This is a genomic window from Methylobacter psychrophilus, assembly GCF_025583945.1.
Classification (GTDB): domain Bacteria; phylum Pseudomonadota; class Gammaproteobacteria; order Methylococcales; family Methylomonadaceae; genus Methylobacter_C; species Methylobacter_C psychrophilus.
The window spans coordinates 12,332-35,321 of the sequence record NZ_JAOEGU010000007.1; the positions used below are offsets into that span (position 1 = coordinate 12,332).

A 22,990-nucleotide genomic window follows, 5' to 3' on the forward strand; every position below is an offset into this window, starting at 1 on the left:
GCAAGTAATCTATGGATAAAATTGAACCGGAAAAATTCGATCTTGATGTGCCAGCGCCTAACGGTTTACGTCGCGGCCGCACGACCGGCAGTTGCGCCACAGCGGCAGTTAAAGCCGCACTCTATCTAATGCTGCGTAGCGAATACCCCAATCTGGTGCCGGTCACTTTACCCGATAATCATCACTATTTAGTAATCCCGGTTCAGGCCGTGCGTTGGCTGGATGATCATTCAGTACGCGCCGAAGTGATCAAAGACGGCGGCGATGATCCCGACAACACGCATGGCTCAATTATTTTTGCCATTGTGCGAAAAAACAAGCTTGGCCAGATTCGTTTTTTTGCGGGAAAAGGTGTCGGTACTGCGACACAACCGGGTTTAAGAGTAGCTGTCGGTGAGCCTGCCATCAATCCGGTTCCGCGTCTGATGATGCAAACAGCCGTCGCTGAAATGCTGGAACATGAAGCGCCAGCCGACCTGAACACCGGTTTTGATCTCACCATCGGTTGCGAAAACGGTGAAATTATCGCGAAAAAAACGTTTAATCCCCGGCTCGGCATCGTCGGTGGCATTTCGATTCTTGGCACGTCGGGCATAGTCGAGCCGTTGTCGTTGGCCTCGTGGATTGCCTCCATCGAAGTCTATGTGCGTGTTGCGCTGGGTAGTGATGCACCAAGCATTGCCTTCCTTCCGGGAAAAATTGGCCGTACATACGCCAAAGAAATGCTCGGACTGCCTACGCAGCGAGCCGTGCAAATCGCCAATTTTCTGGGTGACGCGTTGGATTTTCTGCAGCAAGCCTTGTCAGAAGAACAGCGTGGTTTGGACGTGCTTTGGTTGCTGGGACATCCGGGCAAACTGGCCAAAGTATTGGCAGGCGATTGGGACACGCATTCCAGCAAAAGCAACATGGCCATGAGTGTGGTAGCGGATGTTGCAGCAGAGCTGGGATTTAACAGCAATCTCGAACAAGCTATAGCGCAAGCCAATACCGTGGAAGCGGCAATAGAAAGATTACAACACGAATCAAGCGCGCAGGCGTTATGGCTGGAAATTGAACGGCGTATCGCCGTGCTTGTACACCAACGCACTCCGGCAGTAAGCCGTGTTGAAGTGCGCTTATTTAATTTGAATGGCAAGACCTTGGGAGCACAATGAGTAAACTGGGTACATTTTGGGGCATCGGCGTAGGACCGGGGCCAGTGGGTTACATTCCTTTGGCAGCGGTTGAAGCCTTGCATCAGGCCGACCTGGTCTTTGTACCGCGCGCTACAACCTCCGAAAGCTCGGTCGCGTTGCGGTGTCTTACAGGCATCGCCATTGCGCCGGAGCGGATACGGGAAATTGAGTTTCACATGGATACCGATCGCTCGGTGCTCAGTGAGCATTACGCTCAATTAGCTGAAACGATAGCGGTCGAGTTACGCGCCGGACTTAATGTTGCCTATCTGACCATCGGCGATACGCTGACCTACTCCACCTATAGCTATATCCTGGCGGCTTTACAAGAACTGTTGCCGACCTTGCCGCAGCGTACCTTTCCGGGTATCACCAGTTATGCGGCAGCAGCGGCAGCAATGAGTTGGCCGCTAGGCGAAGGCAAGGAGCGCACGCTGATTTTACCATGTCCGGAGGATGCAGCCAGTCTGTGCGGCGATATCGAAACCCATGACATTATCGTACTGATGAAAATAGGCAAACGTCTGCCCTGGGTGCTGGATTTATTGCGCAACATGGGCATTGCTGAACACTGCGCTTTTGCCCGTCGCATAGGCCTGGAGGATGAACTGCTGTCCACCGATGTAGGCGGTTTAAACGCAACCGACGCGATGGGTTATCTTGCCACGTTACTGATTCGTAAAACACCCAGAGAGAAAAGACATTCATGAAAGTTTATTTTATCGGCGCCGGACCCGGTGCCGCAGATTTGATCACCTTGCGTGGCGCTGCCATTCTGGGCCGGGTCAACATGGTTCTGTATGCGGGTTCATTGGTATCGAAAGACATGTTGGTGCATTGCCACGCCGATGCCGAAATCATCGATACCGCCCAGCTCGATCTTGAGCAACAGGAAGCCTGTTATCGACGCGCACTGGAACAAGACATCGATGTCGCACGCCTGCATTCCGGAGATCCCGCTATTTATGGCGCTACCGCCGAACAAATGCGTCGGTTGGATGCGTTGGCTATTGATTATGAAATCATCCCAGGAGTGTCGTCGTTTACTGCGGCAGCGGCGGCCATCAAAGCCGAACTGACCAAACCGGAAGTATCACAAACCATTATTCTAACGCGTGTTTCAGGACGTGCCTCAGCCGTGCCGGACAGTGAATCGATTGCGCTGCTGGCCGAACACCGTGCAACCATGTGTATCTTTTTGTCGGGTCCGCATTTAAATAAGATAGTTGCCGATCTGCGTCTGCATTACCCCGATGATACGCCGGTCGCCCTGGTTTATCGGGCTACCTGGCCGGAGGAAAAATCCCACCAAAGCACGCTAGGCCAACTGCTTGCCGAGATCAAAAACAGTGACTGGAATCTCACGACTATGTTGCTGGTAGGCGAAGCGCTGAGTGATCATGTACCTTCAGAATCCCGCTTATATGCGAAGGATTACACACATATTTTTCGGGTAGTAAAGAAGCAGAAAACGACGACAGAGGAATGAATCCACGACTTGGAATTTGGCTAGTCCGCCCGGAAAGTGAAACGCTTGTAACTGTACTACAAAACCAATTGGGGGGTATGCTTTATCGGCCTTGGCTGAATCCGGCTGTCACGCAGAAAGACCAGTTCGCCGCTGTCTACCGATTACACAAACAGTGGATTATGATAGCGGCTAGCGGCATTGCGGTACGTTTCCTTGATGGTTTGGCGCAGGACAAACACACCGATCCGGCGGTGGTAGTGCTGGATGAAGCCGGACGTTTTGCCGTTTCGCTGCTGGCAGGTCATGAAGGCGGCGCCAATCGCCTGGCTTATCGTGTCGCCAATGCTATCGGAGCGGTGCCGGTGATCACTACGGCAACCGAAGCCTTGAAACCCTTGGTTGTCGGTATAGGTTGCCGTAAAAACGTATCAGTCGAACAAATTGCCGCAGCCGTAAAACAGGCGTTGGGTGAGCGGCAGTTAATCGAAGTGCGTGAGTTGGTCACCATAGACTTAAAGGCAAATGAACCCGGTCTGCTGGAGTTTTGCGAACAGCACGATTTGCCGTTACGCGTCTTGGCAAGTGCAACCGTGGCGGCACGGCCGTGGATAACCAAAGCTTCAGACTGGGTGCAGCAGAATGTCGGCTTGCCCGGAGTATGCGAACCTTGCGCGTTGATTGCCAGTCCGCGCGGCAAGTTGATCGTACCTAAAATGGCTCTAAACGGCGTCGCCGTGGCAGTGATTGAAGATAATCAGTAAATGGTTGAGTAGGGCGTCCCTCGCGCGCCAAGGGATTCATGAATCGAAAAAGGCGCGCATGGCACACCCTACCCGGCTGGAATAATTCACCACAAAGACACGAAGAGCACGAAGTTTTATATTTTTTCTTCGTGTCTTTCGTGGTGATAGCTTTTAAATATTACAGATTAACAATTAGTGGATAAAAGAATGAAAGGTGTTTTAAATTTGGTTTCGGTAGGACCGGGATTTAGCGATTTGATCGTACCCCGTGCTGAAGCGGCATTGCGGGACAGTGATGTGATCGTAGCTTATGATCTGTATTTACGCTGGATTGAACCTTGGATAAAAGACAAGGAAATTCACACGCCACCACTGACTCAGGAACGCGAGCGAGCCTTGCTGGCCATTGAAAAAGCCCGTAGCGGTGCAAAAGTAGCCTTAATTTCCAGTGGCGATATTGGCATTTATGCCATGGCGGCGCTGGCGTTTGATGAAATGCGGGAGGATGACGAATACGACGTCAATGTGATCCCAGGCATTACCTCCGCCAATGCCTGTGCCTCATTGTTGGGCTCGCCGTTGTCACACGACTTTGCCACACTGAGCTTATCCGATTTGTTATGTCCATGGGACTGGATTGAGCAGCGCGGCAGGCATATTGCCCAGGCCGATTTGGCCTGCGTACTTTATAACGTGCAGAGTGCGGTTAGGCAGGAAGGCGTTTATCGCATCCTGGCTATCATGCTGGAATCGAAATCACCGAAAACGCTGTGCGGCCTAGTGCGTAACGCTTATCGCCCCGGTCAGGAAGTCAGCATTCATCATTTAGAGGATCTGCCGTCCTTGCAGTTTGATATGCTCACCACCATCGTAATCGGCAATCGCTTTACCCAACGTAAACGGGGATTTATATTCACACCACGCGGCTATAACGCTTGGGAATCCACTACCGCAAAACCGGTTGCCGAGGATTTACCAAAGCAGGCACTGTGGGTTTTTTCCGGAACCAGTGATGGAAATGCGCTTGCCAGTCAGTTGGCCGATCAAGGTTATCCCGTTGTGGTGTCCACGGCCACCGGCTATGGTGGTGAGATAGCGGCACAGAATTGTCCTGGCGTATCCGTCTGGGCCGGACAGCAAGGCGTTGAAGCGCGCAAGCAGGCATTGCAGCAACATCAGGCGCGGGGATTAATCGATGCGACCCATCCTTATGCCAGCTTAATGTCGGAACAATTGATGGGGCTGTCGAAAACTCTTGGCATTCCCTATTTGCGCTATGAACGAGCCAGTTCCTTTTCAACAGATTCCGGACTATTGTGCAGCTCCACGGAACAGGCTGCTGAGCAAGTCATGGCTCTGGGTCGGCGCATTTTTCTGTCTACGGGTTCCAAGGATTTGGCGACGTTTCTTAAAGCCCCGGATGCGGACATATGCGAATGGTTTGTACGCGTTACCCCTGAACCTGATTTTATTCAGCGTGCAATCGATTTGGGCGTGCCGCGTAGCCATATTTGCGCAATGCAAGGGCCGTTCTCGCAGGCGTTCAATGAGGCATTGTGGCGTGATTGGGCGATTGATTGCGTCATCACCAAGGATTCCGGCGATGCGGGCGGCTATCAGGCTAAAGTCGCCGCAACAAAGGCGCTGGCTATTCCGTTACTGGTCATTCAACGTCCACAACTCACCTATCCGCTGATCACTTCGAATTTTGATGAGGTTGTCAAGCACGCACAGATATGGCAACACCCAGCATGAATGCCTTGATTCCCGTTACCATCGTCACCGGTTTTCTGGGTTCAGGTAAAACGACCTTGCTGAGTAACCTGATTAAAGTCAGACAGAACAGACGCCTCGCATTGCTGATCAATGAATTTGGTGAAGTTGCCATCGACGGCGCGCTAATGCGTGACAGCGCTGATGGCAATGAGCACATTCGGATTCACGATTTTGCACACGGCCTGATTGCATACAGTGATGATGACCTTTTTGTTCCTACCTTGCTAGCCATTGCAGAACGCCGTGCGCAGGTCGATCATGTCTTGATTGAAACATCTGGCCTGGCCTTGCCCTCAGCGGTTATGGAATTATTGCAAACGCCCGAACTGGCGGTAAGCTTCATTCTTGATGCAACGTTAGCCGTGGTTGATACCCCGTTATTGCTGGCCGATGAATTCGATGACTGCCAAATGATGTCTAATCCGCAAGTTGCCGTAGCAACCCTTTTTAAACAGCAACTCGAATACGCCGATGTTGTGGTATTAAATAAAATCGATAGGCTGGATGAAGATGATTTGCTGACTGCTGAAACGCGCATCCGTGAAAGGGCTCCCAATGTACGCTTTCTGGAATTGGCTTATCAGGCAAAACTGGATACTCGTCTGGCCTTGGGATTGCGCCTGCATCAGCCGACGTTGTTAACGCATAACCACCGTTTTACGCCGATAGTCTCCATGTCTGGCGACAATACCAAACTTTTAAGCAATCATGGCTTGGTTGACGGTCATGCACATTCCGGTCTGGTTAGCCACAGTCATGGTCTGGCGACGCATAAACATTTTCATGAACAGGATTCCGGCTGGTTGTCGTTCGTGCTGCGCAGTCCGGACCCGCAACAACCGGAAGCACTTAAAATGGCACTAACGGAAACGGCCAAGGCGGAACCGGTTTTACGCGTCAAAGGTTTTATACTGGCAGAAAATCCGAAGGATGCGCTGCTCGTGCAAGGCGTGCGTACTCGCATGGTCATCAGCCGTTATGCCGCAAAAAAATCAGCGCAAGTCTCCGAAATTGTTTTTATCGGTTATCATCTCAATCGTAACAAGGTAGCAGAACTCTTATCACAATTGACAGCAACGCAATGGCAATAAAACGACTTATAGTGAAGCCTTCTAACTCGCAATCATGTCATTGCCCTGCGTTATTGATTACAGCACCTGGCTCAAACCATGGAAAAACCACGATTACTGCCGCTCTAGCTCGCTACCATGTCAATCAAGGCCGTAAAGTAAGAGTATTTAAAATCGGCCCTGATTTTCTTGATCCTATGATATTGGAACACGCAAGTGGTTTGCCGGTTTATCAATTAGATCTCTGGATGTTAGGTAAAGCTGAATGCCAACGCCTATTATACGAAGCAGCACTAGAGGCAGATTTAATCTTGATTGAAGGTGTTATGGGCTTGTTTGATGGAGATCCCTGTAGTGCCGATATTGCTGAACACTTCTCGCTGCCAATATTAGCCGTAATTGATGCCACAGGAACAGCACAAACCTTCGGTGCTATTGCCTTCGGGCTGGCTAACTTTCGGAAAAATTTAAATTTCGCCGGGGTTTTAGCCAATAACGTTGCCAGTGATCGACATACTGAAATGATCATGCAAGGCATGCCGTCCACTATTCGTTATTTGGGTGGTATGCCGCGCGATAAGCAATTTGTTTTGCCCGAACGGCATTTGGGACTGGTGCAAGCTGATGAAATTAGCGATATTGAAATGCGCATATCTGCAGCAGCTACGGCTATTGGTTTGACAAAGTTGGCAGCCTTACCAAAAGCAGTTGCATTTTCTCAGCCTGAATCAAACTTACTACCAAAGTTGCTCTCAGATGTGCGTATCGGTATTGCTCGTGATAATGCTTTCTCATTTATTTACCCAGCCAATTTGGATTTGCTAATAGGAATGGGGGCGACTCTAAAATTTTTTTCTCCGCTTACAGACAGTAAACTTCCAGACGTTGATAGCCTTTATTTGCCAGGTGGTTATCCAGAGCTACACTTGTTAGCCTTGCAAAATAATCTAGCAATGAAGTTGGCGTTACAAGAACACTTTCGGCAAGGCAAACCGATTTACGCTGAATGCGGAGGACTACTGTATTTACTAGAATCGATCACTAATAAAGCCGGTGAATATGGACATATGGTTGGTTTAATGTCTGGAAGCGCGGTCATGCAAAACCGTTTGCAAGGCTTGGGTTATCAGTCCGCACCGATGCCGGGGGGAGTAATACGCGGTCACACTTTTCACCATTCGTTAATTGAAACTCCGATTCATCCTATTGCTCAGGGGGAACGCTTATACAATACCTCTTCAGGTGAAAGCATTTTTCAGCTAAAAAGATTAACGGCCAGCTATCTCCATTGTTACTTTGCGTCTAATGCAATTGCTGTCGCACAGTTATTCATCAATTAAAATATCACGAACTAAAACTAATTATGGACCACGGCGGTAATATTTATCGGTTTGCGCAGCATATTGGCTGTCTTCCAGAGCAGGTTATAGACTTTTCTGCCAACATCAATCCATTTCATCCCTTGAAGGGATGGTATCCGTTAGCATTGAAATTATTTATCTGAAAGTTTATATGTTGCTTCAAGTAGCCCAAGAGTAAAAATTGAGAATAGCCTTCGAATTACAGGACTATTACCATATTTTTCAGAATCGCAAATTTTTAGTTCATACGAAATAGGACATTGGAAGCCTGATCCACGTATCTATTTAGAGGTTGCCCGAGAAATTAAGGTAGAACCACGCCTGTGTTCCGTTGTTGAAGATAGCTTGCCTGGCATTAAAGCGGGTATTGGGGCCGGAATGAAAACGTTCGCATTTGGAAACGCGAGTCGTCTAACTGAAGAATTTAGTCAAGCCATTGCGATAGGACACCTGAGAGAACTCGAACCACTCTTCACGCAAGGTGATGCTAACTTGGCTATTTTTAGGTGAGTTTAAACAACATAACTTAGAACGAACACTTTTGGGGGTTCTTCCACAGGCCCCCTAAAAGCAACCTTAGACAACCCTGATTTTTGGCGATTAAGTCATTTATTATCTAACAAACCCAACGAGGTATTTATGAAAATATTAGACTGCATCAATCGCTTACAAGCACTTTATATCAAATCAAAACCGGCCGAGGTTGTATTCAACAGTTTATTAACGGATGTTCTTAATTTGACTGATAGCCAATTCGGTTTTATCCAAGAGTTAAAATATGATGAAACCGGCGGCCAATACCTGCAAGCCTTGGTGATGACTAATATTACCTGGGATGATGCCAGTCGGCGTTTTTGGGGTTAATTAACCCCACTTTGAAAAGTGACAGGCAGTATGCTGGATTTGAAAATCATCTTCAGAACCCGAAAATACACGCAGCGGATTATCAATTCGCTGAGTAAAAATGATAACATATTTTTAATTGACGACGATATCTTCCAAGCCGCATAAATTGGCAGGATTCATGCCAGAGCAGCTTAAATTTTGGCGAAGGTAGTTATTAGCACCCTAATTTAATTAATATCCCATAAACATTTTTTCAGATGATTATATGACAACAAATCTCTTAACGGGGTATTTACCCCGAATGCCGTGTCAATCCCAACTGACTATGTCAGGATAGCGGGACTTTTCGTATCGTTGGACTTTAAATCCCTAAATCAGCCCCAACACCACCGCTTGTACGGTAGCGGCCGTTTTATTCGCGGCATTGAGCTTAGTCAACACATTATTAATATGAAAATGCACAGTACGCTCACTAAGAATCAGAATATCTGCTATTTCTCCGGCAGTTTTGCCATCTGCCGTCCAGCGTAGCACTTCTTTTTCCCGTTCAGTAAGTTTAATGTTCAAATCCATCGTTAACTTAGGTGCCATAAAAGCATAAAAACCCGCATAAGCTAACTGTGTTAGCCAAGATAAGGCCGGAGTTTTTTCTGTCAACTCGTTGGCGCTAATAGATTCAAGTGTCCTTGCCAAACTGAAGACCCCTATAAATCTTTGCGTATTGTAATGAGCCTGAGACCAGCCATAGCCTATACCATGTGCCAGTGCCTCCTCCCCAAAAGGTGATTTGAATTGTTCAACAGACCACCTAAGTGGTGAGGTTGAACACAAAGCATGCAGCATAATTGGGTCTTGGTAAATATAATTGTTTGCTTGATAATTCTGTTGCCAAACGACAGGATAATTACTCATTAACAGTGCCTTAGGCGCGGTCAACGGATACGGCGCGCGCAAAACAAAAGAGCAATGGTCAAAACCCAACAGCTTAGCCGCTTTAACTAAATGTTGTAATAACTCGTGCTGATTTTGAGTGGTTAATAAGGACTGCCATTGCTCATCCAGCCAAGGTTGTATTTTCATATTCTAAAACTATTAGCTGCCAAAGTTCACAATACGTTTATTGTTGATAACGGTCTAAGCTATATTGGAAATTATTATTCTTGCCCCTAAAAACAGCACTTTATATCCAAAAACCAAGCTCAAGTTTGAATAGTGTAATATACAACATTACACACATTCTTGTTCTCACCACTAATTACTCGGTAACTCTATAAATGAGAAACAATAACCTTATTTTAAATAAAGGACACCAACCATTCACACCGATACTTTCAACAGATGGATATATTCGATTAACCTTGGCGCAATTGACATGTCTGCAATTACATCATCTACACTCAAACCTTTACACCGAACACATCCTAAATGTGTGCAGTGCAACCAGTCTCACTGAGATTAAAGGATATACCGAATGGGTTAGCCAATCCCAACCTAGCATCTCCGTAGGCTGGGATTGGCTAGTGGATTACCGGATAGGTGCGACAGACTATAGCATGGACGGGCAACCATTTAGCAATATCTTGTTGCGAAATAACCAGCAGCATGACTTAAGCGAAGAAGAAAGCCTGACTATAATTGGCCTCTGGTTAAACACCCTAAATTGGCAAGAAGAAATATTTAACTATATCCAATCAAAATATTCATAACTACCTGTTATTTTTGACAGCTATCTAACAAAAAAAGATTGCCCTTTAATACCCCATTGTTGTCATGATGGGGTATTACATGAATATTATTGTAGGATCTGCAACCAAACTTACTAAAGAAGTTATCGTCAGCCTTGCAAATTACCGATACAAAGTTTTCGTTGAACAGTTGGGTTGGAATTTAGGGACGCCAGAAGGCATAGAACTGGATCAATTTGACCGACCAGATACGCTCTATGTCGTCGCCAGAAATCAACAGAAAGACATCATTGGCTGCGCTCGCTTGCTGCCTACTACCCGACCCTACCTACTAGAAGAAGTTTTTCCCGAATTACTCAATGGTCTACCACCCCCAAAGTCAAACGAGATCTGGGAGCTTTCCCGTTTCGCTGCCGTGGACTTTAGCCCCGTCAAAACACACCCACTGAGACTTATCAATAGCTCAACTAGCAACGGGAAAATATCATCTACCGTTACACTGAATATTTTATCAACCGTCATGCAAACGGCCAAGGAACAGGGCGCAAAACGCTTACTGTTAGTGTCTTACACAGGTGCTGAGCGGATAGTTCGCCGTGCTGGGTATCACATCCATCGCGCAGGTGCGCCGAAGCTAGATGATGGAAAATGGATTATAGCTTGCTGGGTTGAAATTCCCGATTAAAGGCCGGACAGGATAGTTGATGTTGGACAAATTAAGTAAATTTTATTTAAACGGCACGTTTAGTACCATTTTTCGTGAGGATTTCATGACTAATTTAGAGCTTTTAATGAGGGTACTGTTTTTAGTTGCAATTGCGGTTCTTGGTTTAGGCGTTGGGAAAAAATTTAGTATTAGCCATAAGGAAATATCAACGTTACTGGTTTACGTCATATCGCCTGCTGTAATATTCGTATCGGTACTACAAGCGCCAGATGGAAGAAATTATCTATTTTATACTTTCGGTGCTTTTATAATTTGTTGCATGATGGCAACTATTGCGCTGCAACTGGGACGATTATTGTGGCGTGACAGCACAACAAATCTTTTTGCTTTTGCAGGAGGTACTGGAAATACAGGCTATTTTGGGTTACCTTTGGCTTTAGATTTATTTGATGCTAAAGGAGCTGCGATTGCAGTATTTATCATTTTAGGAGTTAATTTATACGAGTTTTCGTACGGTTATTATCTGACGTCACGTGGTAGTTACACCGTTTCGCAAAGTGTTAAAAAAATCGTTGGTATGCCGGTTTTATATGCGTTTGTCCTTGCTATGGGATTGCGTATGTTGGAAGTACATTTGCATCCTGTTATTTTGAGCGGGCTATCCAATTTTAAGGGAGCATACAGCGTACTGGGCATGATGGTTATTGGTTTGACCATGGCAAGGTTTAAAAAATTAGAAGTCGATTGGCGGTTTTTAAGTGCTGCTTTGGGTTGGAAATATGTGGCTTGGCCATCTCTTGCTTTTTTGGTGCTTCATTTGTTTTCAGCCAAAATGGATAATGTGGAACAATCTATTATATTATTGATGGCTTGTGTACCGATGGCTGGTAATACCGTTGTCATTGCAAATGACTTAAATATTCACCCTGAAAAAGCAGCGACAGCTGTGATGGCGAGTACGCTTTTAGCGATTGCAGTTGTTCCTTTAGTTCTGGCCTTTTTAAAGGCTTAGGAATAATTGGGGGCAGAGGTGCGCAGAGTTCTGAGTGTTTTCCAATAGTTAAAAATGGCATTGTTGAATAAATACAAAGGTTCTGTCGCCAGAAAATCTTCGTGTTTTTTTGTAATTTCGGATGTATCGATGATCAAATATCATAAAGACATAGATATAACCGCGTTGGCGGGTTTAAAAAATAAAATTTGAGCGTCAAAAAGCAGGGGTTACTACCTGGGTTTCAGGGCATGCTGGATTTAGGTTTAAATTAATAATTTCACCAACATTAACTTTTCTAGAACCATAGCAACGTTGAAGCCAACGTTTACCTTTTATTTCACCGCGTCCGTGTAAGCAGCGAAAGTTGTTGAATATGAGTAAATCACCAGGTCTCCACGAGTGCGCGATTACATTTGATTCTGCGGCATTAATAAACTCTTTTAGGGATATTTTTGCAGCCAACGTTTTCGGTTCACAACTATGAGTAGCAACCTTCATTTCCCATAATCCATCAACTTTATCCAAAATTGATCCCAATGAATTTGCTTCATCACCCACATCGAATGTGTTTGGTGGAACATGAAAAAAATTTGGGTCTGACAGCATTTCTAGTGATTTAGGTTCCAATTCTGACAATATGCTATTTATTGTTACCAACCTTGTATCTGTATTTTCTTCATCTATTAAACATAACAAGGATAAAGTTTCTGGTCGAATGTCTCGTGACAAATATGCCCCATCAGCATGCATCATAAACTCAACCATACCGTTACTTGAGGCAGTTTCTTCTTTTCCTGTGACGGGCGTTATTTCGTGAACTAAAGCACCATTTTTTTCTTGTTTAAAACCATAAGGATTAAAGCCTATGGCGTGAGTTACTCCCAGTAATACTGATTCAGAAATAAATGACTTATTTTTTGGTCTACTGATTGATGTAGGTAGTTCATTCAAGCCATCATCAACAGGACAGCCCCGAATTACCACATATCCTTTGCCATTTCTTAACTCTTTTGTTATTAATTTTAGATCGCCAAGATATTTTCCTGCTATCATCGAAACCTCATCAACAAGTAATTCAATATCACTAGCACTTTTGATTTGTTGGGTTAAATTGCACAATTCTTTTTTCCAATGATTTTTTTGCTCTACGCTCACTTCTACGCTTATATTTACCCCATTGCTTTTTATTGGCGTTACTGAATAAATCAGTTTTTCAACTACGTCATTTGTAAAACCGTCGATAACTTCTTTGGTAAGTTTGGTTAAAGGTCCTGCAATAATATTCATGTGATTCCCCATCGTGGTAATAATGGGGTTATTAAAGAGCAAAATTTTTTCGTTAGATAGCTGTCAAGGACGACAGGTAGTTGGACAGCGTTGTTGAATAAATCAGTTTTTCAGCATCCAAGTCGGTTACATGGAGAGCAAGCAAAACCGGTGGAGGCAGTCAAAGCCAAACTTTTTAAGTGACGGAAAACAAGTATTTTCCGACATGGTAACTCACAGTTCGCCCATTTTAGCCCCCACTTCCCCAGATTGCCGCCCCAGAACGTGATAAATTCCGACTGGGAAACCAAGTAGTGCCAAAATTCGTGACTGAACGGCGTTCAGAGGAGGTACGTAATGGGGTTATTGAACCAAAGGAACGGTTTGTTCCACGACACCCCTGTAGCCCTTGTCGTTAGCGGTCTATAAAGGAAATATCGATTTCGAAATTGCTAATGATATTTTATATAACTCATTGAACGCTAAGTATATTTACTCTGCACTAAAATTCATAACTCTAATTAATAATATTATATTTTATATTTCAATTAGTTATGTTTCATAACAGGGTTTTACTGCCCATTTTTGAAGTTCTTACTGATGTTACGCAGCCACCTCTCAAAAAGCGTATGATTTCAGAATGGAAAAAATAAAATTAGAATTATACACAGACTACCTGATTTGCAATAACGGGTTTGCAACGGCAACAGGACTATCTGCAATGATAGAGGGCGATATAAGCCATGATCAGATGACGCGTTTTCTGGCATCAAAAGCATTTACTTCCAAAGATCTCTGGGGGCAAGTTAAATCGACAGTACGCCAGATAGAGCAGGATGATGGTTGCCTAATATTTGACGACACCATCCAAGAGAAGACCTGGACAGATGAGAATGAAATCATGTGCTGGCACTTTGATCACTGTAAAGGGCGTTCGGTGAAAGGAATTAACCTACTGAATGCCCTATATCATAGTGCAGATGTGTCAATTCCCGTAGCCTTTGAAGTGGTCCGCAAACCCCGCCAGTTTAGTGATGTACTGACTCGAAAGATCAAACGAGCCAGTAATGTCACAAAAAATGAGCTGATGCGAGAGATGATAGCTACTTGCGTGGCGAACGCCATCAAGTTTCGCTATGTGTTAACGGACAGTTGGTTTGCCGCGAAGGAGAATTTTGAATTTATTTTGAAAAAAGACAAGCACTTTATCAGCGCTCTAAAAGATAACCGCTTGGTGGCGTTAACAGAAGAAGACAAAAAAGAAGGACGCTTTGTACGAATCAGTCAACTGGAATTGACAGATAAACAAGCAGTGCGCGGCTGGATGAAAGGTTTCCCTCATGAGGTGCTTTTTGTCCGCAGAATCTTTACAAACAAAGACGGCAGCATTGGCTTATTGAATCTGGTGTGCAGTGATTTAACGTGCAATGGCGAACAAGTCGCAGCGATCTACCAAAAACGGTGGAAAGTTGAGGAGTTTCATAAATCATTAAAATCCAATGCGGGCTTGGCGAAGTCACCAACCCGTACCATCACCACACAGAACAATCATATTTTTATGTCCATTTACGCGGTATTCAAGCTGGAATGTCTGAAGATAAAACACAAGGCCAATCATTTTGCATTACGAACTAAGCTATTCATCAAGGCGAACCAAATGGCTTATGCAGAGCTGCAAAAATTACGGACTGCGTAACATCAGATAGTAATGTAAATTTACCTAAATGAACATTAGCAGGTAAATAAATATAACGCGTAAATTTAATTTTTGACTTGGCATTATGGATGCTTTTTTATTACCTGAAGTTATAAGGTTCAGTATTTACTATTTTTTTTGCAGAAGATCTGGCTATACAGGCAGTATAGAATTTATCCTGATAAAAAGAGATTCTGTTAATGTGATATAAAAATAATTTTTTGTACCAATATTGCAATAAACTGATGCGAGTAATGGCAATTGCTATTTTAATAATAATTTGAAAATTTTTCTGCGCCATTCTGATTTTTTGTTAAATTCCGCTAATTTATTCTTCTCAAATGTTTAGCATCGCATTAACTTGGTTAATATTTGATTTATAACTATTCAGGTTAGCGTTACTGTGTTTCCTCTATGAGGAGTCCTGATTTATATTTTTAACGGGCGGGCTTGAACAAACAGCTGAATATAGTTAAGCAAGGCTGAGGTAGTCAGATTAGTGACTAAAAAGCCATTCGAAATAAGTAAAATAAGTAAAATAAGTAAAATAAGTAAAATAGATAATATAAGTGATATAAGTGAAAATATCCGCGCTACTCAAGCTAATGGATTAGCCAGCGACCACTAAAATACCCACAAATTCATTAAGCATTCAGAATGATTAATGAAAAAAGAAATAATTTTTTTATCTTGGCCTTGGCTCTGATCCCGGGAACTGAAAGTTATAAAATCTGGGGCAACCCACTCACTGTATTTTAAATAGAGTCATAAACATTGTTAATTAAGGATTACTCAGGAAGCTGCAATATGAAAGAACCGATAAAAATGTATCGAAATGATTATTGGCAAACGCTCCCCTTGTTGTTAGCAAGCGGCTTTGGTTTATTAGGACTTATTGTATCCAAGCATTTTGAGATCAATGGATTGGCAACGGCTGGTGTATTAATTGTCCTGACTGTCGGTTTGTATTTCTGGAGCAAAAAATACTACCGGATGTCGCTGCAAGCTATCGAGCAGAATCTGTCTGCAAAATTGCAGCAGGAAAATGATGAAATAATCCAAGGTTTGCAGAATTCACATAAGCAAGCAATTTTGCAAGCCGGGACCAATCGGGTTGCGACAGAACGACAGCATATAGAAACCCTGCTGACTGGTTTAGCCCAAGATTTTGACACATTATCAAAGCTTCATGGCGGTCAACATCAAGAAAAAATAGAGATCTTGCCGATTCCTGTTGAAACACAGATTGCTGGTTTGACACAACGCTGCAAAGCCCTAACCATGCATCTTGATGAGTTGTCGACAGGCACTGAAAATCAAGACTCGGGTATCGATGGACTGGATTCGTTATGTCAAAAAGTATTACCTATCTGGGCAAGTCAGGTTGATATGGCCAGAGTGCATAGCGAAGAATCCATAGCCGATTTGGCACAACGCTTTGGTACCCTGACAAATCGTTTGGATGCCGCTTCCCTGGCATCTCAAAATGCCGTCAGTGGTGATCACGATTTACAAGGTGGCATCGTTGAACTCTTACAGAATAGTCAATTGGAATTAGGTACCATCACCACGGCCTTGGGTGCTTCGCTGGAAGATAAGGGGAAGCTGCTGGGCTCAATCGAGGACTTGTCGGGCTTTACTGAACAATTAAGCAATATGGCATCAGAAATCAGTAGTATTGCCAGACATACCAACATACTGGCAATTAATGCTGCCATTCAGGCAGCACAGGCTGGTAATGCCGGCCGCGGCTTTTCAGTAGTTGCCTCTGAAGTACGAAAGCTTTCACAGTCATCAGGCGATTATGGCAAGCAAATTACCGATACTATTGCCTCTGTCAATGAAGCGATTAAAGGTACGCTGACAATTTCCCGGAAATTTGCCAGACAAGATGAAGAGACTCTGGATAATGCCGAGCAAATTATTGCTGTGGTTTTAAAGCGATTCAGACTGGCCGCTGTAGGGTTAACTGAATCTGAGGAACTGTTACGTATTGAAAATAATGCGATTAATCATGAAATATCTGATGTTTGTGTGGCTTTGCAGTTTCAGGATCGGGTTAGCCAGATTCTAACGCATGTTGGTGATGATTTGAACAAACTCGAACAACATTTGAATACGCTGAATAGTACAGAAACCGGTACCGGATTACCTCGTTCAGTCAATGTCGAGCAATGGCTGGAAGATCTGGTCAAGACCTACACAATGGAAGAGCAGATTGCGGTACATGATGGGGCGAAGATTGAGATCAAGCCCAATGAAAACAATATTACTTTTTTTTGAGATACCAACATGGCAAAAACAATACTGTTTGTAGAAGATTCAGCCTCGGTCAGGCAGGTGATGAATAGCACACTTACCCGCGAAGGGTATGATGTGATTTTGGCCTGTGATGGCCAGGATGCGCTGACCAAGCTGGACGGTAGTAAAATCCACCTTATCATCAGTGATGTAAATATGCCCAATATGGATGGGCTCACCTTTGTTAAAGCAGCCAAGCAACTGCCTGCCTACAAATTTACGCCGATTATTATGTTGACCACTGAAACTCAGGCCACAAAAATGAATGAAGGCAAGGCCGCCGGCGTAAAAGCCTGGATAGTTAAACCTTTTCAACCGGCACAATTATTGGCAGCAGTTGCGCAGCTTATTCAGGCATAAATGATTGGAGTAGTTAATGGCGAACGTGAAAAATAAAAACCGGCAGAGTCAGCGCATTGTTATACAAGGTGAGTTAACCATTTATACCGCTATGGAATTGAAAAATAAATTACTGGTGGATTTATCGGTGACTGAAGAGTTGGAGCTGGATTTATCCGAAGTCGGCGAAATTGACGCTGCCGGACTACAGTTGCTGGTGATGATAAAGCAGGAAGCGACCACGTTAGGCAAAGTTGTACGTTTTACCGGCCACAGTCCGGTCGTGGTGAAGCTTTTGGATTTGTCCGGTTTAGCCGGTTTTTTCGGCGATCCTTTGCTGATAGTTTATCCGTCCACAGTTGAAGGTAAATCGATATGATTCCAGATGAATATCTACAAACCTTTGTTATCGAATGCAGAGAATTGCTCGAACAAATGGAAGAAGCCCTGCTGATTGTCGAGCAATCAGCAGATGATCCTGAAATCATCAACGCGATTTTTCGGGCAGCGCATACCATCAAAGGCTCGGCTGGCATGTTTGGCCTGGATCCTATTGTGGTATTTACCCATGCCTCGGAAAGTGTTCTGGATCGAGTACGTAGCGGTGATATCGCCATGAGCTCGATATTGGCATCATTATTTCTTGAAGCTCACGATCATTTGAGTGTATTAATCAATCATGTTGCTGAAGGCAGCTACCCATCGGATGATACCGACAGTCGTGGTAAACGTTTAATAACACAATTGGAGACTTATCTTGGCGATAAGATGTTGGATCAAGTTAGCGCTTCAGCAGAAGTGCCGATGGCTAACGAGTCCAGGGTGGAGAGAGAAGAAAGTGATGCGGTAGGCACCGATTATTGGCATTTATCCCTGCGTTTTGGACCTGAAGTGTTCAGAAATGGTATGGATCCTTTTTCTTTTGTGCGCTGCCTGTCTTCTGTGGGCAATATTGTGCAACTGGTCACCATCATTGATGCCATTCCTGCGGCTGAAGATATGGATCCTGAATCGTGCTATTTGGGCTTTGAAATTAGTTTTGATAGTGATGCCGATAAGCTTGCCATTGAGAATATTTTCAATTTTGTTCGTAGCGACTGTTCAATTCATATACTGCCGCCGCGCAGTAAAACCTCAGAATATAAACATCTGATTATGGAATTACCGGAACAGGAAATGCGTCTGGGCGAAATTCTGGTTAAGTGCGGCACCTTAACTCCCAAAGAGCTCAATAATATTCTTCTCTTTCAATTAGATCAGGGTAATGAGCCACAACAGCCCATAGGCGAAGTGCTGGTTGAACAACAATTGGTAAGTCCCAGGGTAGTCGCTGCTGCATTGGAAAAGCAAAAACAGGTTAAAGACAACAAAAAGAACGAAGCTAACCTGATTCGTGTCGATGCCGAAAAACTCGATGAACTGATCAATCTGGTCGGCGAACTTATTATTGCCGGTGCAGGTACCAATCTGATCGCCAGGAGTGCCAGAATGACGGAGCTTATCGAATCTACCGAGACTTTGTCGCGGTTGGTCGAAGAAGTTCGTGATTCAGCGTTGGCATTACGCATGGTACAAATCGGCGGTACTTTCAACCGCTTCCAGCGTGTGGTACGTGATGTCAGTAAAGAACTGGGCAAAGATATTGATCTGGTTATCAGTGGCGCAGAGACTGAACTCGATAAAACTGTAGTCGATAAAATCGGTGATCCGCTTACCCATCTGGTGCGTAACTCGATGGATCACGGTATAGAGTCTGCCGAACTGCGCATTGCCCGGGGAAAACCGGCCAGAGGTACACTAAAGCTCAATGCTTATCATGATGCCGGCAGCATTGTAATCGAAGTTATCGATGACGGCGGTGGCTTAAATAAAGAAAAAATTCTTAAAAAAGCCATTGAACGCGGCCTGGTTACCGAGGGTGCAAATCTGACTGATAAGGAAATCTACAGCCTCATCTTTGAAGCCGGCTTCTCTACTGCCGATGTGGTCAGCAATCTCTCTGGTCGTGGTGTGGGTATGGACGTGGTACGACGTAACATCCAGGCTTTACGCGGTACTGTTGATCTGGACAGCATGGAAGGCCAAGGCAGTATCGTACGTATCCGACTGCCGCTCACCCTCGCTATTATCGATGGTTTCATGGTTGGCGTCGGCAATGCCGCTTACGTCATCCCACTGGACATGGTCGTTGAATGCATCGAATTAAAGGCTTGGGCAAGCGACGAAGGTGACGGCAAATATCTCAACCTGCGCGGTGAAGTGCTGCCGTATCGCCGATTGCGTGACCACTTTGCCATGAAAGGTGCCACGGTGCAACGCGAGAATGTTGTTGTCGTGCGTTACGGTGAGCACAAAGCCGGTTTAGTCGTGGACAAGCTGATGGGTGAGTTCCAGACCGTAATCAAACCGCTGGGGAAGTTGTTTAAAGGCGAAAAAAGTATCGGTGGTTTTACCATTTTGGGTAGCGGTGAGGTTGCCTTGATCGTTGACGTGCCTGGATTGATGGGGCAGATAGAACATGAAAACGAGGTTAATGAGATAACCCTTGCGGCGGTACTAAAATAACCAGATAACCTCAGGTAAGAATGCGCGATGTTAATTAAAGATTGTTCAGGGCTTCTGCTTGATCAAGCGACAAAAATAAAATAGCGCAGTTGTTACTTTACCTTCAAGTTTTTAATTTTTGAGTTCGGGATATCAGCTATAACAAATATTAGACGTAGACAGGAATAAAACCATTCAAGTTTTGGGGGTAGTGGAGTTCCCTGTCTCTTGTCTCGCTTAACGGAGTTCGCTCCTCATTATTCGATGCTGATTCGACATCATAAAATAAACTATTTTCAATAGGGTAGAGTCAGTTTTCGAAAACGCAGGCGACTGTGTGCTTCTTGGCTAGATAGACCGGCGAGTTTGTTCGCTTTGAGTAAGATATTTATTGGTGAAGTGAAAAGCATATTCCTCGCCAGCAAAATTTAAGCAATGAGATCATGCCATTAGAAATGATCTCATTGCTTGTTTATTATGATTATAAATTCTTTTAATAGAGTTAATGCACGGCCAGGCAACTGTTGTTTTTTAATTTATCCGAGAGTAAGTAAAATGAAGGTTACCGTCGCTAGAAAGATGATTTTGTTGGTATTTACTGCCGTTTTGGGTCTGGTGGGCCTGTCTTTGTTTGGGCAGAACAGGATGGATGTAGTTTATGAGAAAACCAATTATGCCAACGTCAACAGTATTCCCAGTATCGTCATGCTGGCAAAGGGTGCCGAGTCATTTGGCCGTTTGCGTGTCCGCGTATACCGTCATGTTTTGAATACCGATCCGAACAAGATGGCGGATATAGAAACTCAGATCACAGAAGCACAGGATGGTGTCTTAAGCGCTCTTAAAGACTATGAAGGCGTAGTCTCAGACGATAAAGACAAACAGTTACTGGCTGATGATCTAGCGGATTTAAAAAAATACCTCAGTGGCGTAGACAATACACTCAACTTGTCCCGTGATAATAAAAACGATCTGGCTCGTGATGCGCTGACACAAAATGCTGACCAGGCCGAAAAGACCAATGCTACGCTCAAGGCTCACATGACATACAACGTTGATCTGGCAATGAAGGCATCCGAGATCGCCGCCACAACCAAAATTGATGCGACACGAATGTCTTCGATTATTGCGGCTTTGATTTTGCTGGCGATTGTGTTGATGGGTTGGTTTATTACCCGTGGTATTAGCCGTCCGTTAAACATCGCTTTGGATGTCGCCAATAACATTGCCAAAGGTGACCTGACCACTGATATTCAAGTCACCAGTACCGATGAAACCGGACAGTTGCTTGTTGCCATGAAGCATATGAGTGACAGCATCAAAGCGATGGTAGCCGATGCCAACATGCTTGCTGTTGCTGCTGCCGAAGGCCGTTTACAAACACGTGCCGATGCCAGCAAACATCAGGGTGATTACCGCATGATTGTCGAAGGCGTGAATAATACCCTGGATGGTGTCATTCTTCCCGTTAATGAAGCCATGGATGTTCTCACAGCGATGGAGATGGGCGATCTGACCAAATCCCTTACTGGCGATTACAAGGGTGAACTTAAAGATTTTAAGGATACCATCAACAATACTATTGCCAAACTTTCAGAAGTTATTAGCGAAGTTAATAGCGCAGCTGCCAATATAGCCTCAGCCAGTGAAGAGGTGTCTGCTACGGCACAAAACATGTCGCAAGCGACCAGTGAACAAGCGGCATCGGTGGAAGAAACCAGCGCTTCTATTGAACAAATGTCGGCTTCAATCAACCAGAACACTGAAAATGCTAAAGTCACTGAAGGCATGGCGACTCAAGCCAGCAGTGATGCGGTGCAAGGTGGCGTTGCGGTTACAGAAACAGTGAGTGCGATGAAGAGTATTGCCGGAAAAATTGGCATTATCGATGATATTGCTTATCAAACCAATTTGCTGGCCTTGAACGCGGCAATTGAAGCCGCCCGTGCCGGTGAACATGGTCGGGGATTTGCCGTAGTGGCGGCCGAAGTACGTAAGCTGGCCGAACGTAGCCAGGTTGCCGCACAGGAAATTGGTCAACTTGCCTCCAGCAGTGTCGGGATGGCGGAAAGCGCTGGCAAGCTCCTGGATACCATTGTACCCTCAATCAAGAAGACCTCCGATCTGGTACAGGAAATATCGGCCGCTTCTGAAGAACAGTCGGCAGGAGTAGGTCAAATTAATAATGCCATGAGTCAGCTTAACCAAATCACCCAGCAGAATGCCAGTTCCTCGGAAGAATTGGCTGCTACTTCGGAAGAGATGAGCGGACAGGCTGCGCAACTGCAAGAGATTATAGCATTCTTTACTGTAGCCGATAATACCGGCAGGGCAATGACCAAGGTCAAAGCATCCAAATCGGCGCTAAAAAAAACGGGGGTGGCAAAGCAGGCACCTAATGAAGCCGAATTCGTCAGGTTTTAGGAGTTGAGCATGAATACCATCATACCAGCGGCAAAGTCGCTTTTGACTGTAGCCAGCAGTCGGGAGCAGGAGGAACAGCAGCAATATCTGACTTTTATGTTGAGCGGTGAAACTTATGCCATCAGCATATTGAGTATTAAGGAGATTCTTCAATATAGCGAACTGACTGAGGTGCCACGAATGCCGGATTTTATTCGTGGTGTCATTAATCTCAGGGGGGCAGTGGTTCCGGTGATTGATTTGAGTACCCGTTTCGGCAAGCAACCGACGCCGGTAGGGCCGCGCAACTGCATTATTATCGTCGAAGTGGATGCCGGTGAAGAAACCCAGAATGTTGGCGTGATGGTCGATGCGGTAAATGCTGTGCTGGAAATTCCGGCCCATGAAATTGAGCGGGCACCTTCCTTTGGCAGCAATATTCGCACTGACTTTATTACCGGTATGGGTAAGATCAATGGCAAGTTTGTCATTATCCTTAATATTCAGTATGTGCTTTCAATGGACGATATGGCGACGCTGGCTGAAGTAGCGTTAATTACCGAATTGGCAAAGGTGGCATCAACATAGTGAAGTGAGTAAGGCAAGATGTTGAACCATCCCAAAATAGTAACTATTAGTTTTTAATACCT

At 44.8% G+C, this 22,990-nt stretch carries 19 protein-coding genes and 2 pseudogenes; 19 read left to right on the forward strand and 2 right to left on the reverse strand.

What is annotated here, in order from left to right; all coding sequences use genetic code 11:
• Positions 1-11 precede the first annotated feature (11 nt).
• The 9 genes and pseudogenes from cbiD (at position 12) to N7974_RS05350 (ending at position 8,463) form a co-directional block, all read left to right on the forward strand.
• Entirely contained in the window at positions 12-1,157 is a 1,146-nt protein-coding gene (cbiD, locus tag N7974_RS05315) for a cobalt-precorrin-5B (C(1))-methyltransferase CbiD (RefSeq protein WP_262964611.1), read from the forward strand.
• Positions 1,154-1,888, forward strand: coding sequence for a precorrin-2 C(20)-methyltransferase (gene cobI / locus N7974_RS05320; RefSeq protein WP_262964612.1), 735 nt, complete (start codon positions 1,154-1,156; stop codon positions 1,886-1,888). The genes cbiD and cobI overlap by 4 nt, the downstream gene beginning before the upstream one ends.
• Positions 1,885-2,667 carry a precorrin-4 C(11)-methyltransferase gene (gene cobM / locus N7974_RS05325; protein WP_243217148.1) on the forward strand — a complete coding sequence of 261 codons (783 nt, stop codon included), beginning with the start codon at positions 1,885-1,887 and terminating at the stop codon, positions 2,665-2,667. The genes cobI and cobM overlap by 4 nt, the downstream gene beginning before the upstream one ends.
• On the forward strand, positions 2,664-3,410 hold the full coding sequence (locus N7974_RS05330) for a cobalamin biosynthesis protein (RefSeq protein ID WP_262964613.1): 747 nt from the start codon (positions 2,664-2,666) through the stop codon (positions 3,408-3,410). The genes cobM and N7974_RS05330 overlap by 4 nt, the downstream gene beginning before the upstream one ends.
• A gap of 189 nt (positions 3,411-3,599) precedes the next feature.
• Positions 3,600-5,147 (forward strand): precorrin-3B C(17)-methyltransferase, encoded by a 1,548-nt coding sequence (gene cobJ, locus N7974_RS05335; protein WP_262964614.1) that lies wholly within the window; start codon positions 3,600-3,602, stop codon positions 5,145-5,147.
• Entirely contained in the window at positions 5,129-6,259 is a 1,131-nt protein-coding gene (locus N7974_RS05340; protein WP_262964615.1) for a CobW family GTP-binding protein, read from the forward strand. The genes cobJ and N7974_RS05340 overlap by 19 nt, the downstream gene beginning before the upstream one ends.
• A gap of 11 nt (positions 6,260-6,270) precedes the next feature.
• Positions 6,271-7,578, forward strand: a complete 1,308-nt coding sequence (locus tag N7974_RS05345) for a cobyrinate a,c-diamide synthase (protein ID WP_262964616.1) — start codon at positions 6,271-6,273, stop codon at positions 7,576-7,578.
• Positions 7,579-7,758: 180 nt separating this feature from the next.
• A pseudogene (locus N7974_RS20745) lies at positions 7,759-8,109 on the forward strand (HAD family hydrolase); the annotation flags it as partial.
• 129 nt (positions 8,110-8,238) lie between these two features.
• Entirely contained in the window at positions 8,239-8,463 is a 225-nt protein-coding gene (locus tag N7974_RS05350; RefSeq protein WP_262964617.1) for a hypothetical protein, read from the forward strand.
• A gap of 351 nt (positions 8,464-8,814) precedes the next feature.
• Here N7974_RS05350 and N7974_RS05355 read toward each other — a convergent pair whose 3' ends face one another.
• On the reverse strand, positions 8,815-9,525 hold the full coding sequence (locus N7974_RS05355; RefSeq protein ID WP_262964618.1) for an autoinducer binding domain-containing protein: 711 nt from the start codon (positions 9,523-9,525) through the stop codon (positions 8,815-8,817).
• A gap of 194 nt (positions 9,526-9,719) precedes the next feature.
• On the opposite strand from N7974_RS05355, the gene N7974_RS05360 reads away from it, so the two are divergent.
• From N7974_RS05360 to N7974_RS05370, 3 genes are all read left to right on the forward strand, one after another.
• Complete coding sequence (locus N7974_RS05360) at positions 9,720-10,151, forward strand: DUF4902 domain-containing protein (protein WP_262964619.1); 432 nt, start codon at positions 9,720-9,722, stop codon at positions 10,149-10,151.
• A 79-nt stretch (positions 10,152-10,230) separates the two neighbouring features.
• Positions 10,231-10,815, forward strand: coding sequence for an acyl-homoserine-lactone synthase (locus N7974_RS05365; protein ID WP_262964620.1), 585 nt, complete (start codon positions 10,231-10,233; stop codon positions 10,813-10,815).
• A 19-nt stretch (positions 10,816-10,834) separates the two neighbouring features.
• A complete protein-coding gene (locus tag N7974_RS05370) occupies positions 10,835-11,809 on the forward strand; it encodes an AEC family transporter (protein WP_262964621.1) in 975 nt (324 codons plus the stop codon).
• A gap of 195 nt (positions 11,810-12,004) precedes the next feature.
• On the opposite strand, the gene N7974_RS05375 is transcribed toward N7974_RS05370, so the two are convergent.
• Complete coding sequence (locus tag N7974_RS05375; protein ID WP_262964622.1) at positions 12,005-13,078, reverse strand: TauD/TfdA family dioxygenase; 1,074 nt, start codon at positions 13,076-13,078, stop codon at positions 12,005-12,007.
• A gap of 619 nt (positions 13,079-13,697) precedes the next feature.
• On the opposite strand from N7974_RS05375, the gene N7974_RS05380 reads away from it, so the two are divergent.
• The 7 genes and pseudogenes from N7974_RS05380 (at position 13,698) to N7974_RS05410 (ending at position 22,928) form a co-directional block, all read left to right on the forward strand.
• The gene (locus tag N7974_RS05380; RefSeq protein ID WP_262964623.1) at positions 13,698-14,753 is read left to right on the forward strand and encodes an IS701 family transposase; all 1,056 of its coding nucleotides are present in this window, start codon (positions 13,698-13,700) and stop codon (positions 14,751-14,753) included.
• 1,656 nt (positions 14,754-16,409) lie between these two features.
• Positions 16,410-16,613 (forward strand): annotated as a pseudogene (locus tag N7974_RS20875) (methyl-accepting chemotaxis protein); the annotation flags it as partial.
• 432 nt (positions 16,614-17,045) lie between these two features.
• Positions 17,046-17,414 carry a response regulator gene (locus N7974_RS05390; protein ID WP_262964625.1) on the forward strand — a complete coding sequence of 123 codons (369 nt, stop codon included), beginning with the start codon at positions 17,046-17,048 and terminating at the stop codon, positions 17,412-17,414.
• A gap of 16 nt (positions 17,415-17,430) precedes the next feature.
• Positions 17,431-17,772 (forward strand): STAS domain-containing protein, encoded by a 342-nt coding sequence (locus N7974_RS05395; RefSeq protein ID WP_262964626.1) that lies wholly within the window; start codon positions 17,431-17,433, stop codon positions 17,770-17,772.
• Positions 17,769-19,958 carry a chemotaxis protein CheA gene (locus tag N7974_RS05400; protein WP_262964627.1) on the forward strand — a complete coding sequence of 730 codons (2,190 nt, stop codon included), beginning with the start codon at positions 17,769-17,771 and terminating at the stop codon, positions 19,956-19,958. Before N7974_RS05395 ends, N7974_RS05400 begins: the two co-directional genes overlap by 4 nt.
• 534 nt (positions 19,959-20,492) lie before the next feature.
• The gene (locus N7974_RS05405) at positions 20,493-22,361 is read left to right on the forward strand and encodes a HAMP domain-containing methyl-accepting chemotaxis protein (protein WP_262964628.1); all 1,869 of its coding nucleotides are present in this window, start codon (positions 20,493-20,495) and stop codon (positions 22,359-22,361) included.
• 9 nt (positions 22,362-22,370) lie between these two features.
• Positions 22,371-22,928, forward strand: coding sequence for a chemotaxis protein CheW (locus tag N7974_RS05410; protein WP_262964629.1), 558 nt, complete (start codon positions 22,371-22,373; stop codon positions 22,926-22,928).
• Positions 22,929-22,990 lie beyond the last annotated feature (62 nt).

What these genes read in the sequence shown, in the direction of transcription:
- N7974_RS05375 (WP_262964622.1), bottom strand. Translation starts at nt 13,078, where the DNA reads ATGAATATTATTGCAGGACCTTTAACCAAACTTACCAAAGAAGTTATC.
- N7974_RS05365 (WP_262964620.1), top strand. Translation starts at nt 10,231, where the DNA reads ATGAATATTATTGTAGGATCTGCAACCAAACTTACTAAAGAAGTTATC.
- cobM (WP_243217148.1), top strand. Translation starts at nt 1,885, where the DNA reads ATGAAAGTTTATTTTATCGGCGCCGGACCCGGTGCCGCAGATTTGATC.
- cbiD (WP_262964611.1), top strand. Translation starts at nt 12, where the DNA reads ATGGATAAAATTGAACCGGAAAAATTCGATCTTGATGTGCCAGCGCCT.
- N7974_RS05355 (WP_262964618.1), bottom strand. Translation starts at nt 9,525, where the DNA reads ATGAAAATACAACCTTGGCTGGATGAGCAATGGCAGTCCTTATTAACC.
- N7974_RS05350 (WP_262964617.1), top strand. Translation starts at nt 8,239, where the DNA reads ATGAAAATATTAGACTGCATCAATCGCTTACAAGCACTTTATATCAAA.
- cobJ (WP_262964614.1), top strand. Translation starts at nt 3,600, where the DNA reads ATGAAAGGTGTTTTAAATTTGGTTTCGGTAGGACCGGGATTTAGCGAT.
- N7974_RS05330 (WP_262964613.1), top strand. Translation starts at nt 2,664, where the DNA reads ATGAATCCACGACTTGGAATTTGGCTAGTCCGCCCGGAAAGTGAAACG.
- N7974_RS05390 (WP_262964625.1), top strand. Translation starts at nt 17,046, where the DNA reads ATGGCAAAAACAATACTGTTTGTAGAAGATTCAGCCTCGGTCAGGCAG.
- cobI (WP_262964612.1), top strand. Translation starts at nt 1,154, where the DNA reads ATGAGTAAACTGGGTACATTTTGGGGCATCGGCGTAGGACCGGGGCCA.
- N7974_RS05400 (WP_262964627.1), top strand. Translation starts at nt 17,769, where the DNA reads ATGATTCCAGATGAATATCTACAAACCTTTGTTATCGAATGCAGAGAA.
- N7974_RS05380 (WP_262964623.1), top strand. Translation starts at nt 13,698, where the DNA reads ATGGAAAAAATAAAATTAGAATTATACACAGACTACCTGATTTGCAAT.
- N7974_RS05410 (WP_262964629.1), top strand. Translation starts at nt 22,371, where the DNA reads ATGAATACCATCATACCAGCGGCAAAGTCGCTTTTGACTGTAGCCAGC.
- N7974_RS05405 (WP_262964628.1), top strand. Translation starts at nt 20,493, where the DNA reads ATGAAGGTTACCGTCGCTAGAAAGATGATTTTGTTGGTATTTACTGCC.
- N7974_RS05395 (WP_262964626.1), top strand. Translation starts at nt 17,431, where the DNA reads ATGGCGAACGTGAAAAATAAAAACCGGCAGAGTCAGCGCATTGTTATA.
- N7974_RS05370 (WP_262964621.1), top strand. Translation starts at nt 10,835, where the DNA reads ATGTTGGACAAATTAAGTAAATTTTATTTAAACGGCACGTTTAGTACC.
- N7974_RS05340 (WP_262964615.1), top strand. Translation starts at nt 5,129, where the DNA reads ATGGCAACACCCAGCATGAATGCCTTGATTCCCGTTACCATCGTCACC.
- N7974_RS05360 (WP_262964619.1), top strand. Translation starts at nt 9,720, where the DNA reads ATGAGAAACAATAACCTTATTTTAAATAAAGGACACCAACCATTCACA.